This is a genomic window from Cellulomonas sp. KRMCY2 (assembly GCF_000526515.1).
Lineage (GTDB): Bacteria > Actinomycetota > Actinomycetes > Actinomycetales > Cellulomonadaceae > Actinotalea.
Genome location: NZ_JAGF01000001.1, coordinates 4,246,473 through 4,261,700 on the forward strand (window position 1 = coordinate 4,246,473; position 15,228 = coordinate 4,261,700).

Consider the following 15,228-nt stretch of genomic DNA (forward strand, 5'->3'; position numbering starts at 1 on the left):
CGACTCGGCGCGGGTGCGGCGTGGCAGGATCGCCCGCGATGACCCTTTCACGCGCTCCCCGACCCGACCCCCGCACCGGGCGCACCACGGTGCACGGCAGCCGCCACCGTGGCCTCGTCGTGCTGCTCGCGCTCGTCGTCGCGGCCACGGCCACCGGCTGCGGGCTGCGCCTGCAGACCCCGCCACCCGCCCCGCTCGTGCCCGACGAGGTGGAGGTCGTGCGGCAGCGCGCGACGGCGGACGCTGTCGCGCTCGAGGTGCTGGCCACGTCCGCCGCAGGTCACACGACCGATGCGACGGTCGCGGCACTGCTCGGCACGGTCACCGACGTCTGCGAGCAGCACCTCGTGGCCCTCGGCGGCATCTACGAGCCGACGCCGGAGGCCACCGCCGCTACCGCACCGGCCACTGCCGCACCCGACGGCACGGTGCCCGAAGACGCACCCGACGGCACGGTGCCCGAAGACGCAGTGACGGACGACACGGTGCCCGGTGCGGCTCCCACCCCCGACCCGAGCCCGAGCCCAGCCCAGGCCGACGCCGTCGACCCCGCGGCCGTGGTGGCCCTGCTCGTCGAGACGGCAGCGAGCGCCCAGGCCGACGCCGCCGCCGTTCCCGACGGTCCGCTGGCCCGCCTGCTCGCGTCGGTCGCGACCGCCCGGATGCTCGTCGCCGACGCCCTGCGCGTCGCTGCCGGGCTACCGCTCGACGGGCTCGACCCGGCCCTCACCGCACCCTTCGAGGTCCCGGACACCGTCCCCGGCGTCCCGGCGACCGCCCTGGTGACCCTCGTGCAGTCCGAGGACGCCATCGGGATGGCGTGGGAGATCGCCGCAGCCCGGACGGCGGACGACCCCCGGGCGTACGCCGAGCAGCGCGCCGAGCAGCACCGCGAGCGGGCGCAGCACTGGGCCGAGCTGGGTGCGGTGCAGGGCACCGGCCTCGACCCACGACGCAGCAGCTACGCACTGCCGGCCGCGCTCACGGCCACGGCATCCGATCCGGCAGCCGTCACCACGGCCCTGGCCGACCTCGAGGTCCAGCTCGCGCAGAGCTACGCATCGCTCGTCGCCGCGGCGGACCCGGACGGGCGCTCGGCCCTGGTCGACGCGCTGCGCGACGCATCCCGGGCCTCGACCCGGTTGACCGGGGTGATCCCGGCCTTCCCCGGGCTGCCCGAGCACGCGGCCTGACCAGCCGCCCGCCGCCCCTGCCGGGCGCCGGGCGGCTCCGTCAGGCCTCGAGCAGCTCGGCGACGATGCCGCCGATCCGGGCGGCCGCATCGGCGACCGGCACCTGCTCGGCGGCCGGCCGCTCCCCCGCGGGCAGCCCGGCGTCCGCAGGCCGGCGCAGCCGCACCTCGACCACACCCTCGGCCAGCCCGCGCCCGACGACGACGATCACCGGGACGCCCAGCAGCTCGGCATCGGCGAACTTCACGCCGGGCGAGACCTTGAAGCGGTCGTCGTAGAGCACCTCGACGCGCTGGCCGTGCAGGTCGGCCGCGAGCTCCTCGCAGGCCGCGAAGACCGCGGCGTCCTTCCCGGTCGCCACGATGTGCACCTGGGCGGGCGCCACCCCGATCGGCCAGGCCAGCCCGGCGTCGTCGTGGTTGGTCTCCGCGAGGGCCGCGACCGCACGCGACACGCCGATGCCGTAGGAGCCCATCGTGACGGTCACGGCCTTGCCGTTCTCGTTCAGCACCTTGAGCCCGAGCGCCTCGGCGTACTTGCGGCCGAGCGCGAAGATGTGGCCGATCTCGATGCCACGGGCGAGCTCGAGCGGACCGGAGCCGTCGGGCGCCGGGTCCCCCGCCCGGACCTCGGCGGCCTCGACGGTGTCGTCCCCGACGAAGTCCCGACCGGCGACGAGGTCGAAGACGTGCCGGCCCGGGGCGTCGGCACCTGTGATCCAGCGGGTGCCGTCCACGATGCGCGGGTCGAGCAGGTACCGGACGGCGTCGGGCCGACCGGTGTTGGCCCGGCCGAGGGCACCGGGGCCGATGTACCCCTTGACGAGCTCGGGGTGCCGGGCGAAGTCGGCGTCACCGGCCGCCTCGACGGCGGCAGGGGCGAGGGCGGCCTCGAGGCGCTTGAGGTCCACCTCGCGGTCCCCCGGCAGGCCGATGGCGACCAGCTCGCGCTCACCGTCCGGGTGGTCGAGCGCGACGACGACGTTCTTGAGCGTGTCCGCGGCCGTCCACGGCCGGTCCGGACGGGCGAACTGCTCGTTGGCCCGCGCGACGAGCGTGCTGATCGTCGGGGTGTCGGGCGTGTCCTCCACGTGCGCCGCCGGGGCTTCGCCGTACGGGACCGCGGCCGGGACCTGGGTGGTGACCGCCTCGACGTTGGCGGCGTACCCGCCGGCCGACCGGACGAAGGTGTCCTCGCCGATCGGGGTCGGCATGAGGAACTCCTCGCTGCGCGAGCCGCCCATCGCCCCGGACACGGCCGAGACCACGACGAAGTCCATCCCGAGCCGGGTGAAGATCCGCTGGTAGGCCTCGCGCTGCCGCAGGTAGGCAGCCTCGAGCCCGGCGTCGTCGACGTCGAAGGAGTACGCGTCCTTCATGATGAACTCACGGCCGCGCAGGAGCCCGGCCCGCGGGCGGGCCTCGTCGCGGTACTTCGTCTGGATCTGGTACAGCGCGAGCGGCAGGTCCTTGTACGAGGAGTACAGGTCCTTGACCAGGAGGGTGAACACCTCCTCGTGGGTCGGCGCGAGCAGGTACTCCGCCTCCCGGCGATCCTTGACCCGGAACACGTTCGGCCCGTACTCGGTCCAGCGACCGGTCGCCTCATAGGGCTCACGGGGCAGCAGCGCCGGGAAGTGCACCTCCTGGGCGCCGATGGCGTCCATCTCCTCGCGGACCACGCGCTCGACCTTGGCCAGGACCCGCAGACCGAGCGGCAGCCAGGTGTAGATCCCCGGGGCGGCGCGGCGGATGTACCCCGCGCGAACCAGGAGCCGGTGGCTCGGCACCTCGGCGTCGACGGGGTCCTCGCGCAGGGTCCGCAGGAACAGGGTGGACATCCTCAGCAGCATGCGGGCCAGCCTAGTGGCGGGTGCGCACCCGGTCGGAGCACGCCCGATCTGCCGGCCGGCCTGCCGCTGCGGGCGATCGTGGGCCACCATGGATCGGTGCCCGAGCTGCCGGAGGTCGAGGCGCTCGTCCAGTTCCTGGGCGAGCGGGCGACCGGCCATGTCATCGCGCAGGTCTCGATCGGGGCGATCAGCGCCCTCAAGACCTTCTCCCCCGCCGCGTCCGACCTGGTCGGCCGGACCGTGACCGGCACGCAGCGGCACGGCAAGTGGATCGATCTCGCCACCGATCCGGGGCCGCACCTGGTGGTCCACCTCGCCCGCGCGGGCTGGCTCCGCTGGTACGAGCAGGCACCGACGACGCCCGTGCGCCCGGGCCGTTCCCCGCTCGCGCTGCGCGTCCTGCTCGACGACGGCTCGGGCTTCGACCTCACCGAGGCCGGCACCCGCAAACGGCTCGCCGTGCACGTGGTGGCCGACCCGCGGGACGTCGCGATGGTCGCGTCGCTCGGCGTCGACCCGCTCGCACCGGAGTTCACCGTCGAGCGGCTCGGTGAGCTCGCGGCAGCCCGCAACCAGCAGGTCAAGGGGCTGCTCCGCGACCAGCGGCAGATCGCGGGCATCGGCAACGCCTACTCCGACGAGATCCTGCACGCAGCCCGGATGAGCCCGTACGCGCAGACCCGGTCCCTGCTGCCCGCCGACGTCGCCCGTCTGCACGCGACGACCCGCGAGACGCTGCGCCAGGCGCTGGCCGTCTCGAGCGGACGTCCTGCCGCCGAGCTCAAGGACACGAAGCGACGCACCCTGCAGGTGCACGGGCGCGCCGGCCTGCCGTGCCCGGTGTGCTCGGACACGGTGCGCGAGGTGTCGTTCGCCGACTCGGCGCTCCAGTACTGCCCGACCTGCCAGACCGGCGGACGGATCCTGGCCGACCGCCGGACGTCCAAGTTCCTGAAGTAGCGCCCATTGTCGAACGCGTGTGCGGGAGTCGCCGTGCCCTCGGATCAGTCCTCGGAGCTCGGATGAAGATCACGGTCCTGTCCGGCGGCGTCGGCGGCGCTCGGTTCACCCGCGGGCTCCTCGCCCTGCTGGCCGAGCGCCTGCCCGACGGCGCAGGCGGCACGTCTGCCGAGGTGACGGTGGTCGCCAACACCGGCGACGACATGTGGCTGCACGGTGTGCGGGTCTGCCCGGACCTCGACACCCTGATGTACACGCTCGGCGGCGCGGTGCACGAAGGGCAGGGCTGGGGGCGGCGCGACGAGACGAGCAGGGTCAGCGCGGACCTGGCCGGCTACGGACTGGGGTGGGAGTGGTTCACGCTCGGCGATCTCGACCTCGCGACGCACCTGGCCCGCACGGAGCTGCTGCGCCGCGGGCTGCCGCTGTCGGCGGTGACGGCCCGGCTCGCGCAGCGGTGGCGTCCCGGCGTGCGGCTGCTGCCGATGTCCGACGAGGAGGTCGAGACCCACGTCGAGCTCGCCGACGGCCGGCGGGTCCACTTCGAGGAGTGGTGGGTGCGCGAGCACGCGGCCTCTCCGGCGCGGCGCTTCGTGCAGGTCGGGCTCGAGGCCGCCGAGCCCGCGCCGGGCGTGCTCGATGCGCTGCGGAACACCGACGTCGTCGTGATGCCTCCGTCCAACCCGGTCGTCTCGGTCGGCACGATCCTCGCGGTCCCCGGTGTGCGCGACGCGCTGCGGGAGACCTCGGCGCCGGTGGTCGGCGTCAGCCCGATCCTCGGCGGCGCGCCGGTGCGAGGTATGGCCGACGCCTGCCTGGCAGCGATCGGCGTCGAGACCAGCGCGGAAGCCGTGGCCAGGCACTACGGCCGGCGGGCCGACGGCGGGGTGCTCGACGCATGGCTGGTCGACACCGTCGACGCCGCCGCCGTGGCCGACCTGCGCGCCGACGGCTGGACGGCGGGGGCGGCGCCGACGCTGATGTCGGACGTGCCGACCACCGCGGCGATCGCCGCCGAGGCCCTCAGGCTCGTCGACCGGCTGCCCTGACCGGTCCGTCGCCGCCGGCGAACAGGCGATCGAGCACCCGGGCGGTGCGCGGACCCGGACGGAGCGCCCGCAGCGCGTCGAGGTCGGCGGGCACGTCGACGTCGTGACGCAGTGTCGACTCCACCGCGACGTCGAGCCGGACGTACCCGAGCGCCGCGTGTGCCGCCGCCGAGCCGGTGCCGAACCGGGAGGCGAACGGTACCCCGCCGCCGACGGTGAGCACGGTGGTGCCCGTGCCGTCGGCGTCGGCGACCATGGCCCGCGCGTGCGGCCAGGCGGCGTCCAGCGCCGCCATCAGGTCGTCGGGACGCAGGGCCGGCAGGTCGCCGAGCAGCACGCCGACGGGTGCCGCCAGGGCGCTCGAACGGGCCACCGCCACACCCGCCGCCGCTGCCGCGTCCAGCCCCGACGGCGCCCCCGCGCGCGAGGGCTCGTCGACGACCTGCACCGCCGCGACGCTCGCGGACCCCGGTGCCCGCCGCGCCACCCGCCCCGGAGTCCGGCCGATGGTGGGCGCTTGCCGTGCCACGACCTCGTCGGCCGTGACGACCACGACCTGGGCGACCACCGCGCAAGCCGTCGCCGCAGAGATCGTGTCCAGGGCCATCGCCCGCACGAGCGCCGCTCGAGCGCGCTCGTCGAGCACGCCACCCAGCCTGGTCTTGCCCACCGCGGCGTCCTTCACCGGGACGACCACCGACCACAGCCTGAGCACCCACCCACCCTACGGTCGTCTCCCGAGGGGCCGCGCAGCTCACTGCGAGATCAGGTCGACGAGGTCCTCGACCGACGCCTGCGGCGTCGCTCCGGTCAGAACAGGACGGTGGCGTACGTGCCCACCCGGCGGAAGCCGACCCGGGCGTAGGCGGCCAGTGCGCGGGTGTTGTAGCCGTTGACGTACAGCGAGACGACCGGCGCGACGGTGCCCAGGGTCAGCGCGACGACGGCAGCCATCCCCTGGACGGACAGCCCGCGACCGCGACGACCCGGCTCGACCCACACCCCCTGGACCTGCGCGACGCCGGCACCGACCGCTCCGAGCTCGGCCTTGAAGACCACCTCCGGCCCCGACGCGCCGCGGTCGATCCGGACGAAGGAGCGCCGCTCGCCGATCAGGGTCTTGACCCGCGCCTCGTAGGCGCCGGGCGCGCCCTGGAGCGGTGAGTACCCGACCTCTTCGACGAACATCTGCACGCAGGCCGGCAGGATCACGCCGAGCTCAGCCGGCTCGGCGAGCCGCACCGCAGGGTCCGGCGACACGGCAGACAGCCGGTCCGTCATGAGCGAGTGCTGGTCGGGCCGGACGTCCCGGGCCGGTCCCCAGGACGGCTCCAGCCGCTCCCACAGCCCGAGCACCTGCTCGGCACCCCCGACGATCGACGAGCAGCGGCGACCCTGGCGCAGGGCGGTCTCGGCGAAGGCGTCGAGAGCGGCGTCGTCGTCCGGGGCGCAGACCGGCACCAGGTTGGCGCCGGCCCAGCACAACGCGCCGAGCTGGCCGTCCCGCTCGTACCCCCAGATCGTCGAGCCGGCACGGACGGCACCCGAGGCGAGGCTGGACTCGATGCGCGCTGCGGCGAGCACCGAGGCCACCGGGTCGATCGCGCACAGCCGCGCGGCGTCGCGAAGATCCACGTCGGTCGTCACCGATCGCGCTGTGCCGACCTCGGCACGCCAGCGTCCCATGAGGGGATTGTGCACCATGGCGGCCCGCCGACCGGTGGAGTCAGGAGATCGAGACGACCGGCGCGCCACCCTCCACCGGGGTCATGGTCTCGGCGATCCGCAGCGCCTCGGCGATCAGGGTCTCGACGATCTCGGACTCGGGGACGGTCTTGACGATCTCGCCCTTGACGAAGATCTGGCCCTTGCCGTTCCCGGAGGCGACGCCGAGGTCGGCTTCCCGCGCCTCACCCGGACCGTTGACGACGCAGCCCATGACAGCGACCCGCAGCGGCACCTCGAGGCCCTCGAGGCCCGCGGTGACGCGCTCCGCGAGCGAGTAGACGTCGACCTGGGCGCGTCCGCACGACGGGCACGAGACGATCTCGAGCTTGCGGGGCCGCAGGTTGAGCGACTGCAGGATCTGGATGCCGACCTTGACCTCTTCGACCGGCGGGGCCGACAGGGACACCCGGATCGTGTCCCCGATGCCCCGGCTCAGCAGTGCGCCGAAGGCCGTCGCGGACTTGATGGTGCCCTGGAACGCCGGTCCGGCCTCCGTGACACCCAGGTGCAGCGGCCAGTCGCCGCGCTCGGAGAGCATCTCGTAGGCGCGCACCATGATCACCGGGTCGTTGTGCTTGACCGAGATCTTGAAGTCGTGGAAGTCGTGCTCCTCGAACAGCGAGGCCTCCCAGACGGCGGACTCGACGAGGGCCTCCGGGGTGGCCTTGCCGTACTTCTCGAGCAGCCGCCTGTCCAGGGAGCCCGCATTGACCCCGATCCGCAGCGAGACCCCGGCGTCGGCAGCCGCCTTCGCGATCGCCCCGACCTGGTCGTCGAACTTCCGGATGTTCCCGGGGTTGACGCGGACCGCAGCACAGCCCGCGTCGATCGCGGCGAAGACGTACTTCGGCTGGAAGTGGATGTCCGCGATGACCGGGATCTGGGACTTGCGCGCGATGATCGGCAGGGCGAGCGCGTCCTCCTCCGTCGGGCAGGCGACCCGCACGATGTCGCACCCCGACGCCGTCAGCTCGGCGATCTGCTGGAGCGTCCCGTTGATGTCCGTCGTCTTCGTCGTGGTCATCGACTGGACCGACACGGGGGCGTCACCGCCGACCTCGAGCGACCCGACCTTGATCTTGCGCGTCGGGCGGCGTGCGGCGAGGACCGGCGGCGGGGCCTGCGGCATGCCGAGGCTGATGGGGATGCTCACGGGCTCAGTATCCCCCAGCACGGCACACCCGCCCGCGCGCGGCTGCCCTCGGCACAGGATCACCACCGAACCTGCCCACGAGGCTCAGCCGATCGTGACCGGCCGGACGATGTCCGCGTAGATCAGCAGGATGCCCATGAACGCCAGGACGAGGAACACCCCGTAGGCCAGCGGCATCATCCGCGCGACGTCAGCCGGTGCGGGCAGGGCCAGGCCGCGCACCCGGGCGACCTGCCGCTTGGCGCCCTCCCAGAGCGCGCCGGCGACATGGCCGCCGTCCAGCGGCAGGAGCGGGATGAGGTTGAACACGAAGAGCGCGATGTTCAGCGAGGCCAGCAGGCCGAGCATGCTCACGACCCGCTCGGCCGTGCCGAACCCCGGGGCGTCGACCGAGGCGATCTCGCCGGCGAACCGACCGACACCGACCACACCGACGACCGAGGACTGGTTGCGGTCCTCGAGTCCGAGGGTGGCCTGCACGACGTCGACGAGCTGCGCAGGGAGGGTCACGACGATCTTGGCGGTCTCCCACACGCCGGAGGCCGTCGTGGTCACGACCGCCGAGAGCGGCTGCCGCTCGAGAGCCTCCGTCGGTCCGACCCCCAGGTACCGGCCGGGCTCGGTCCGCACCTGGCCGTCCGCGTCCACGACCGCCTCGCCGTCCGCGTCCACGACCGGCCGCTGCGTGACGACCGGCGTGATCGCCAGGGTCAGCTGCTCACCCGCGCGCTCGACGACGAGCGGGATGTCCGTACCGGCGGTGTCGCGGATCGCATCCTGGAAGTCCGCCCACTGCGCGATCTGCACACCGCCGTAGGACAGCAGGACGTCGCCGGGCTCGAGCCCGGCGGCCGCGGCCGGGGTCGGCGGGTCGCTCGCGGTGCACGGTGCGTCGGCCGGCGCGTCGGTCGCCGGCACGCACTCGCCGACGAAGGAGACGGTCGTCGTCGCCCCGCCGGGGATGCCGAAGCCGACCAGGACGATGCCGAGCAGGACGAACGCGATCAGCAGGTTCATCACAGGGCCACCGAGCATCACGACGACCTTCTTCGGCGTGCTCAGCCGGTAGAACGCCCGGTGCTCCTCGCCCGGCAGGATCTCCTCGGAGCTCGCGTCCCGCGCCGCCTGGACCACCTCGCCGAACCGCCCGGCCCGTGGCTCGGCGCCGACGACCTCGGCGGACGGGTACATCCCGACGAGCCGCACGTAGCCGCCCAGCGGGATCGCCTTGACGCCGTACTCCGTCTCGCCCCGGGTCCGCGACCACAGGGTGGGACCGAAGCCGACCATGTACTTGCTGACCCGGACCCCGAAGCGCTTGGCCGGCACCATGTGCCCGACCTCGTGCAGCGCGATCGACGCCAGCAGCCCGACCAGCAGCACGAGCAGTCCGACCGCGTACGCCATGAGATCTCCGTCCCGATCCGCCGTCCCCGCCGAGGCACCCGCCACCGCGCGCACCATCATGCCTCGCCCCACCATCATCCCTCGACCGCGCAACCGTCGCGCACGGCCCGGCGCACGGCCTCGCTCCGACACCCCGACCGACCGACGGTGGGGGCCGGATCCGGCCGGCGCCGGGACGTCACCGGTTCGTCGCCGGGTACTGCCTGAACAGCCCCGAGCGACGAAATACCTCGGTGCGGAACCGGACCTGCGGCTGATCTGCGCACTAGCATCACGTCATGGCACCTGGATCCGCAGACCCCAGCCCCGTGACCGCCGAGCGTGTCGAGCAGCGCAGGCGCCTCGTGACAGCCGTCCCCGGCCCGCGCTCGGTCGCCCTCGCCGAGCGCCGGCGCGCCGTCGTCGCCGCAGGCGTGGCGAGCACCCTCCCGGTCTACGTCGAGCGCGCCGGCGGCGGTGTGATCGTCGACGTGGACGGCAACTCGTTCATCGACCTGGCCGCCGGGATCGCTGTCACGTCCGTCGGGAACGCCGCACCGGCCGTCACGCGGGCAGTCGCGGCGCAGGCGGCCGACTTCACCCACACGTGCTTCATGGTCGCGCCGTACGAGGAGTACGTCGCGGTCTGCGAGGCCCTCGCGCGCCTGACCCCGGGTGACCACGACAAGCGCAGCGTCCTGGTCAACTCCGGGGCCGAGGCCGTCGAGAACGCGGTGAAGGTGGCGCGTCGGGCGACCGGCCGGGACGCCGTGGTCGTGCTCGACCACGCCTACCACGGACGGACCAACCTCACGATGGCCATGACGGCCAAGGCGATGCCGTACAAGACCGGCTTCGGCCCGTTCGCCGGCGAGGTGTACCGGGTGCCGGCGTCCTACCCGCTGCGCGAGCCGGTACCGATCACCGGCGAGCAGGCAGCCGCGCGCGCGATCGCGCTGATCGAGAAGCAGGTGGGCGCCGACCAGGTCGCGTGCCTCGTCATCGAGCCGATCCTCGGCGAGGGCGGGTTCATCGTCCCGGCGCCCGGGTTCCTGCGGGCGCTGGCTGACTGGTGCGCGAGCACCGGCGTGCTGCTCGTCGCCGACGAGATCCAGACCGGGTTCGCCCGGACCGGCTCGATGTTCGCCTGCGAGCACGACGGCGTGGTGCCCGACCTGATCGCGACGGCCAAGGGGATCGCCGGTGGGCTGCCGCTCGCCGCGGTCACCGGCCGCGCCGAGCTCATGGACGCGGTCCACCTCGGCGGCCTCGGCGGCACCTTCGGCGGCAACCCGGTGGCCTGCGCCGCCGCGCTCGCGGCGATCGACATGTACGAGCAGGACGACCTGCCGGCCGCCGCGCGGCGGATCGAGGCGCTCATGGTCCCGCGCCTGACGGCGCTCGCCGAGCGGTGCCCGCAGATCGCCGAGGTCCGCGGTCGGGGCGCGATGCTCGCGATCGAGCTCGTGCGACCCGGGACGCTCGAACCGGACGCCACCGAGGCGGCCCGGGTCGCCCGCGGGTGTGCCCAGCAGGGCGTGCTGGTCCTGACCTGCGGGACCTACGGGAACGTGCTGCGCTTCCTGCCGCCGCTGGTGATCGGCACCGAGCTGCTCGAGGACGCGCTCGACGTCCTGGCAGCGGTCATGATCGGGCCCGCGGCGTAGCCGGTGCGCTCGTCACGACGCGGCCGAGCGCTCGTCACGACGCGGCCGAGACCACCCGGTCGCGGCCACCGCTCTTCGCGCTGTACATCAGGGCGTCGACCCGCCCGAGGACGTCCGACGCGGCCTCGCCCGCGTGCAGCTCGGCCACCCCGAAGCTGGCGGTGACGCGCACGCCGACCGTCGAGGTCAGCTCGGCCGGGAGCACGGTGCGCAGCCGCTCGGCGAGCTGCACGGCCCGCTCGCGCCCGGTGCCCGGGGCGACGATGACGAACTCCTCGCCGCCGAGGCGCGCGACCAGGTCGCCCTTGCGGACCAGCCGACCGGCCAGCTCGGCGACCCGGCACAGCACCTCGTCGCCGACGCTGTGCCCGTGCTCGTCGTTGATCGCCTTGAAGCCGTCCAGGTCGAAGTACAGCACCGCCACCGGACCGTGCTCGGCCACCCGGTCGGACTGGTAGGTGAGCTCCTCGAACAGCCGCCGCCGGTTGGCGATGCCGGTCAGCGCGTCCAGGTAGGCCATGTCGCGCATCTGCAGCGCCTCGTCGTTGGCCTGCTGCGCGGCGGCGATCGCGACCGCGAGCCGGCTCTTGGCGCGGGACAGCACGTGCAGGAGCAGCGCGACGAAGCCGAGGTAGAACGTGTACCTGACCAGGTCCAGGACGTGCTCGGAGCCGCCCTCGACCCGCAGCAGCCCGAACAGACCGGCACCGAGGATGGCCGCGACCGAGCCCAACGAGTTGAGCAGCGCCAGTCGCGTGCTGCACACCAGGAAGCCGACCACGGTGAAGATGATCATGCCCATGAACGTGGTCGGGAACAGCGAGTGCCACCCGTCGTGGATGTCGTCGGCGGTCAGCAGGCGGTAGAGCATGCCGGCGACCCAGGCCACCTCGGCCACCACCACGCTCACCCGCGAGAAGTCGACCGCGCGGTCGGGACGACGCAGCAGCACCCACGCGTACACGGCCAGGAACACCAGCAGCGGCGGGAAGCCCCAGGCGACGACCGGGTCCGTCGGGCCGAGCAGGACGATCATCACGACGATCGTGGGGAAGCCGGCGGCCAGGGCGATCACCAGCACGCGGCGGAGCAGCGCGTTGAGGTTGTCCCGGTAGATCCCCTCGAGCCGCTCATGTCGTCGTCGGTCGTTCATGGTGATGCAGGCCTCTCCTCAATCGCCCAGGGCGATCCGAGGCCAACGGGCCGGTCCGCCTGCAGCAGGTCGAGGAAGGGGACTGCGTCGAAGGCCTCGGGACCGAGCACACCCGTGCCGGACCAGACCCCTCGCGCGAGCAGCTCCAGAGCGATCACGGGGTTGACGGCTGTCTGCCACACGACGCACTGCGCTCCGTACTCTGCCATGGACCACGCGTTGTCCACCACGTGGTGCAGGTAGACCTCCCGCGGCCCACCGTCGACACCCAGACCGGTCACCAGGAGGCCCGCACAGGTCGCACCCCTCATGCGCTGCCCGAGGGTGGCCGGGTCGGGCAGGCACGCCGCGACCACGTCGCGCGGGCTCACCGAGACGGCGCCGGGGTGGTCCCGGTCCGCCGAGCGCACGCCGACCGGTGCGGTGCTGTCGAGGCCGAGGGTGTGCAGGGTGCGCAGCACCCCGATGAACTCGGCACCGAGGCCGTACTTGAAGGTCACCTTCCGGGCGTCGAGGAACCGCGGCATGAGGAGGACCTCCTCGTGCTCGACGTGGACGCACTCGACCGGTCCGATGCCACCGGGGAAGTCGAAGACCTCCGGCTCGTGGAAGGGCGGCACCGTGTACCAGCCACCCTCGGGGCTGCCGGCCTCGACCGCTCGGTCCCGCTCCCAGATCACCGGCGGGTTGAGGCACTCCTCGATCGTCGTCCAGATCGAGAAGGACGGCGCGAAGATCGGCTCGCCGTCGTCCCCCAGGACCACCAGGTTGGACCCGTCACGCGTGCCCAGCTCGTCGATCGAGGAGAAGAGGTGGTCGGACGCGTACCGCGCGAAGACGTCCGAGAGGCCGGGCTCGACCCCCATCCCGACCAGGGCGAGCCGGCCGGCTGCGGCCCAGCGCTCACCTGCGGCGAACTGCTCGTCCCCGAGCTTGACCCCGGGACGGCTGTGCGGGTCGGTCGGGTGCGGCCGGGACAGCGACATCGCCATGTCGAGGTAGTCGGCACCTGCCGCGAACGCACCCTCGAAGACCGGCAGGACGAAGCGCGGGTCCACCGCGTTGAGCACGTGGGTGATCTCGTATCGGCGTGCGAGATCGGCCACCGCCCCGGCGTCGGACGCGTCCACCCGCTCGGCGACGAACCGGTCCGCTCGCGACGTCCCTGCGCGCGCACGTGCTGCGACGACCGAGCGCTCGGACCGTGCGGGATCGAAGTCCGCCATGACCAGGAGCTCGAAGAAGTCACGGTCCGCGGCGATCCGGGCGACCGCATCGCCCACCCCGCCGCTGCCGATGACGAGGATGCGCATGAGGACTCCCTTGGTGGGGCGTGCGGGGTGGGGGTGGCAGGGCGACGGCCCGGCCACGGTCACCGACGGCGGCGTCGGGCCGCGGTGAAGACCTGGACGCCGACGACCAGCAGCAGGGCGATGGCGAACATCGCCGAGCCGATCACGTTGGCCTGCGGCGGGATACCTCGGGTGGCCGAGACGTAGACGAACTTCGGGAAGGTCGTGAAGTTGCCGGAGTTGAAGTTCGTGATGATGAAGTCGTCGAAGCTCAGCGAGAAGGCGAGCAGCGCGGCGGCCAGGATCCCGGGCACCAGGAGCGGGAACGTCACCCGCCAGAAGGCCTGCCACGACGACGCGTACAGGTCGGCGGCCGCCTCCTCGAGCTTCGGGTCCAGGCCGGCGACCCGGGCCTTGACGGTGACCACGACGAAGCTGATGCAGAACATGATGTGCGCGATGACGACGGTGCCGAAGCCGGGGTTGATCCGCAGGCTCAGGAACTGCGCGAGCAGGGCAGCACCGAGGACGACCTCCGGCGTCGACATCGGCAGGAAGATCAGCAGGTTCGCCAGCGCCCGCCCGCGGAACCGGTAGCGCACGAGGGCCAGGGCGATGAGCGTGCCGAGGATCGTCGAGACCACTGTCGCGATGCTGCCGACCTTGAGCGAGTTCACCAGCGCCGCGCAGACCTGGGGTGCACCGCACGGGTCGGCCCAGTTGTCGAGGGTGAACCCGCGCCAGATCAGGTTCGTGCGACCCGCGTCGTTGAACGAGAACGCGACCGTGTACGCGATCGGGACCAGCAGGTAGAGGAAGGCCAGTGCGGCGAACACCGGGATCAACGCGTCCCCGATGCGCAGCCGACCGGTGCCGTTCACAGCAGCTCCTCGGTCCCGGAGCGTCGCACGTAGGCGGTGACGAGGGCCAGGATCGCGACCATCAGGACGACCGACAGCGCCGCGGCCGTCGGGTAGTCGCTGACCTTGAAGAAGCGCGAGTCGATGACCTGGCCGATCATCGTGGTGGTCGTGTTGCCGAGCAGCACCGAGTTGACGAAGTCGCCGGATGCCGGGATGAACGTCAGGAGCGTCCCGGAGACGACCCCGGGCATCGACAGCGGCAGGGTGACCCGCCGGAACGTCGTCGGGCCGCTCGCGTACAGGTCCTGACCGGCCTCGATCATGCGCACGTCCAGGCGTTCGAGGCTGGCGTAGATGGGCAGGGTCATGAACGGCAGGAAGTTGTACGTCAGACCGGACACGACGGCGATCGCGGTCGCGGTGAGCCGACCGTCCGGGGGCAGGAGCGCCAGGGCCCTGAGCGCGGCCACGACGAAGGACTCGTCGGCCAGGATCTGCTTCCAGGCGATGGTCCGCAGGATGAAGCTCGTGAAGAAGGGGGCGATGACCAGGACGAGGAGCATCCCCTGCAGGAACGGCTTGCCCCGGGCCCGGACGGCGATCGCGTACGCCATCGGGTAGCCGATGAGCAGGGCGGCGACGGTGGCGATCACGGCGTAGAGGAACGAGCGCATCAGCTGCGGCCAGTAGGTGGACAGCGCGTCGACGTAGTTGCCCCACTCGAAGGCCGGCTGGAACTGGCCGACCTCGCCGCCGGGCACCGGCACGTACAGGGACGTCACGAGCAGTGCCACCACCGGCACGACGAAGAACAGGCCGAGGTACGCCAGCCCGGGCGCCAGCAGCAGGTAGGCGCCGCCGCGCGCCCGGCGCAGCGGCCGCACGGCCGGACCGTTGCCCGGGCCGTGCCCGATCGCCGTGACGATGCTCAT

General features: G+C 73.0%; 13 protein-coding genes. 4 read left to right on the forward strand and 9 right to left on the reverse strand.

Annotated elements, in window-relative coordinates; genetic code table 11:
• Positions 1 to 38: 38 nt before the first annotated feature.
• Complete coding sequence (locus K415_RS0119970) at positions 39 to 1,193, forward strand: DUF4439 domain-containing protein (protein WP_155859537.1); 1,155 nt, start codon at positions 39 to 41, stop codon at positions 1,191 to 1,193.
• A 40-nt stretch (positions 1,194 to 1,233) separates the two neighbouring features.
• On the opposite strand, the gene K415_RS0119975 is transcribed toward K415_RS0119970, so the two are convergent.
• Positions 1,234 to 3,045 carry a proline--tRNA ligase gene (locus K415_RS0119975; RefSeq protein ID WP_024288794.1) on the reverse strand — a complete coding sequence of 604 codons (1,812 nt, stop codon included), beginning with the start codon at positions 3,043 to 3,045 and terminating at the stop codon, positions 1,234 to 1,236.
• Positions 3,046 to 3,141: 96 nt separating this feature from the next.
• On the opposite strand from K415_RS0119975, the gene K415_RS0119980 reads away from it, so the two are divergent.
• Together K415_RS0119980 and cofD are read left to right on the forward strand one after the other, a co-directional pair.
• Positions 3,142 to 4,005, forward strand: coding sequence for an Fpg/Nei family DNA glycosylase (locus K415_RS0119980; protein ID WP_024288795.1), 864 nt, complete (start codon positions 3,142 to 3,144; stop codon positions 4,003 to 4,005).
• A gap of 62 nt (positions 4,006 to 4,067) precedes the next feature.
• Positions 4,068 to 5,054, forward strand: coding sequence for a 2-phospho-L-lactate transferase (gene cofD, locus K415_RS0119985; RefSeq protein ID WP_024288796.1), 987 nt, complete (start codon positions 4,068 to 4,070; stop codon positions 5,052 to 5,054).
• On the opposite strand, the gene cofC is transcribed toward cofD, so the two are convergent.
• The 4 genes from cofC to K415_RS0120005 form a co-directional block, all read right to left on the reverse strand.
• Positions 5,029 to 5,769 carry a 2-phospho-L-lactate guanylyltransferase gene (gene cofC / locus K415_RS0119990; RefSeq protein WP_024288797.1) on the reverse strand — a complete coding sequence of 247 codons (741 nt, stop codon included), beginning with the start codon at positions 5,767 to 5,769 and terminating at the stop codon, positions 5,029 to 5,031. The two genes, cofD and cofC, sit on opposite strands and share 26 nt — an antisense overlap.
• A 95-nt stretch (positions 5,770 to 5,864) precedes the next feature.
• Positions 5,865 to 6,740 carry a DUF4081 domain-containing GNAT family N-acetyltransferase gene (locus K415_RS0119995; RefSeq protein WP_024288798.1) on the reverse strand — a complete coding sequence of 292 codons (876 nt, stop codon included), beginning with the start codon at positions 6,738 to 6,740 and terminating at the stop codon, positions 5,865 to 5,867.
• Positions 6,741 to 6,780: 40 nt separating this feature from the next.
• Positions 6,781 to 7,935, reverse strand: coding sequence for a flavodoxin-dependent (E)-4-hydroxy-3-methylbut-2-enyl-diphosphate synthase (ispG, locus tag K415_RS0120000; RefSeq protein WP_024288799.1), 1,155 nt, complete (start codon positions 7,933 to 7,935; stop codon positions 6,781 to 6,783).
• Positions 7,936 to 8,019: 84 nt separating this feature from the next.
• Complete coding sequence (locus K415_RS0120005) at positions 8,020 to 9,342, reverse strand: RIP metalloprotease (protein ID WP_024288800.1); 1,323 nt, start codon at positions 9,340 to 9,342, stop codon at positions 8,020 to 8,022.
• Between the two features lie 278 nt (positions 9,343 to 9,620).
• Here K415_RS0120005 and gabT point away from each other — a divergent pair, with 278 nt between their 5' ends.
• Entirely contained in the window at positions 9,621 to 10,988 is a 1,368-nt protein-coding gene (gene gabT / locus K415_RS0120010) for a 4-aminobutyrate--2-oxoglutarate transaminase (RefSeq protein WP_051480682.1), read from the forward strand.
• Positions 10,989 to 11,022: 34 nt separating this feature from the next.
• Here the strand turns inward: gabT and K415_RS25050 are convergent, their stop codons facing one another.
• Genes K415_RS25050 through K415_RS0120030 form a run of 4 tightly spaced genes read right to left on the reverse strand, consistent with a single transcriptional unit; the run spans position 11,023 to position 15,228 of the window.
• On the reverse strand, positions 11,023 to 12,141 hold the full coding sequence (locus tag K415_RS25050; RefSeq protein WP_024288802.1) for a diguanylate cyclase: 1,119 nt from the start codon (positions 12,139 to 12,141) through the stop codon (positions 11,023 to 11,025).
• Positions 12,138 to 13,454 (reverse strand): saccharopine dehydrogenase family protein, encoded by a 1,317-nt coding sequence (locus K415_RS0120020; protein WP_024288803.1) that lies wholly within the window; start codon positions 13,452 to 13,454, stop codon positions 12,138 to 12,140. The genes K415_RS25050 and K415_RS0120020 overlap by 4 nt, the downstream gene beginning before the upstream one ends.
• Positions 13,455 to 13,513: 59 nt before the next feature.
• A complete protein-coding gene (locus tag K415_RS0120025) occupies positions 13,514 to 14,314 on the reverse strand; it encodes an ABC transporter permease (RefSeq protein WP_024288804.1) in 801 nt (266 codons plus the stop codon).
• Positions 14,311 to 15,228 carry an ABC transporter permease gene (locus tag K415_RS0120030; RefSeq protein WP_024288805.1) on the reverse strand — a complete coding sequence of 306 codons (918 nt, stop codon included), beginning with the start codon at positions 15,226 to 15,228 and terminating at the stop codon, positions 14,311 to 14,313. The genes K415_RS0120025 and K415_RS0120030 overlap by 4 nt, the downstream gene beginning before the upstream one ends.

Excerpts from the sequence above, each read along its gene's own strand:
- K415_RS0119970 (WP_155859537.1), top strand. The coding sequence starts at position 39 with ATGACCCTTTCACGCGCTCCCCGACCCGACCCCCGCACCGGGCGCACC.
- K415_RS0119975 (WP_024288794.1), bottom strand. The coding sequence starts at position 3,045 with ATGCTGCTGAGGATGTCCACCCTGTTCCTGCGGACCCTGCGCGAGGAC.
- cofD (WP_024288796.1), top strand. The coding sequence starts at position 4,068 with ATGAAGATCACGGTCCTGTCCGGCGGCGTCGGCGGCGCTCGGTTCACC.
- K415_RS0119995 (WP_024288798.1), bottom strand. The coding sequence starts at position 6,740 with ATGGGACGCTGGCGTGCCGAGGTCGGCACAGCGCGATCGGTGACGACC.
- K415_RS0120005 (WP_024288800.1), bottom strand. The coding sequence starts at position 9,342 with ATGGCGTACGCGGTCGGACTGCTCGTGCTGCTGGTCGGGCTGCTGGCG.
- gabT (WP_051480682.1), top strand. The coding sequence starts at position 9,621 with ATGGCACCTGGATCCGCAGACCCCAGCCCCGTGACCGCCGAGCGTGTC.
- K415_RS25050 (WP_024288802.1), bottom strand. The coding sequence starts at position 12,141 with ATGAACGACCGACGACGACATGAGCGGCTCGAGGGGATCTACCGGGAC.
- K415_RS0120020 (WP_024288803.1), bottom strand. The coding sequence starts at position 13,454 with ATGCGCATCCTCGTCATCGGCAGCGGCGGGGTGGGCGATGCGGTCGCC.
- K415_RS0120030 (WP_024288805.1), bottom strand. The coding sequence starts at position 15,228 with ATGAGCATCGTCACGGCGATCGGGCACGGCCCGGGCAACGGTCCGGCC.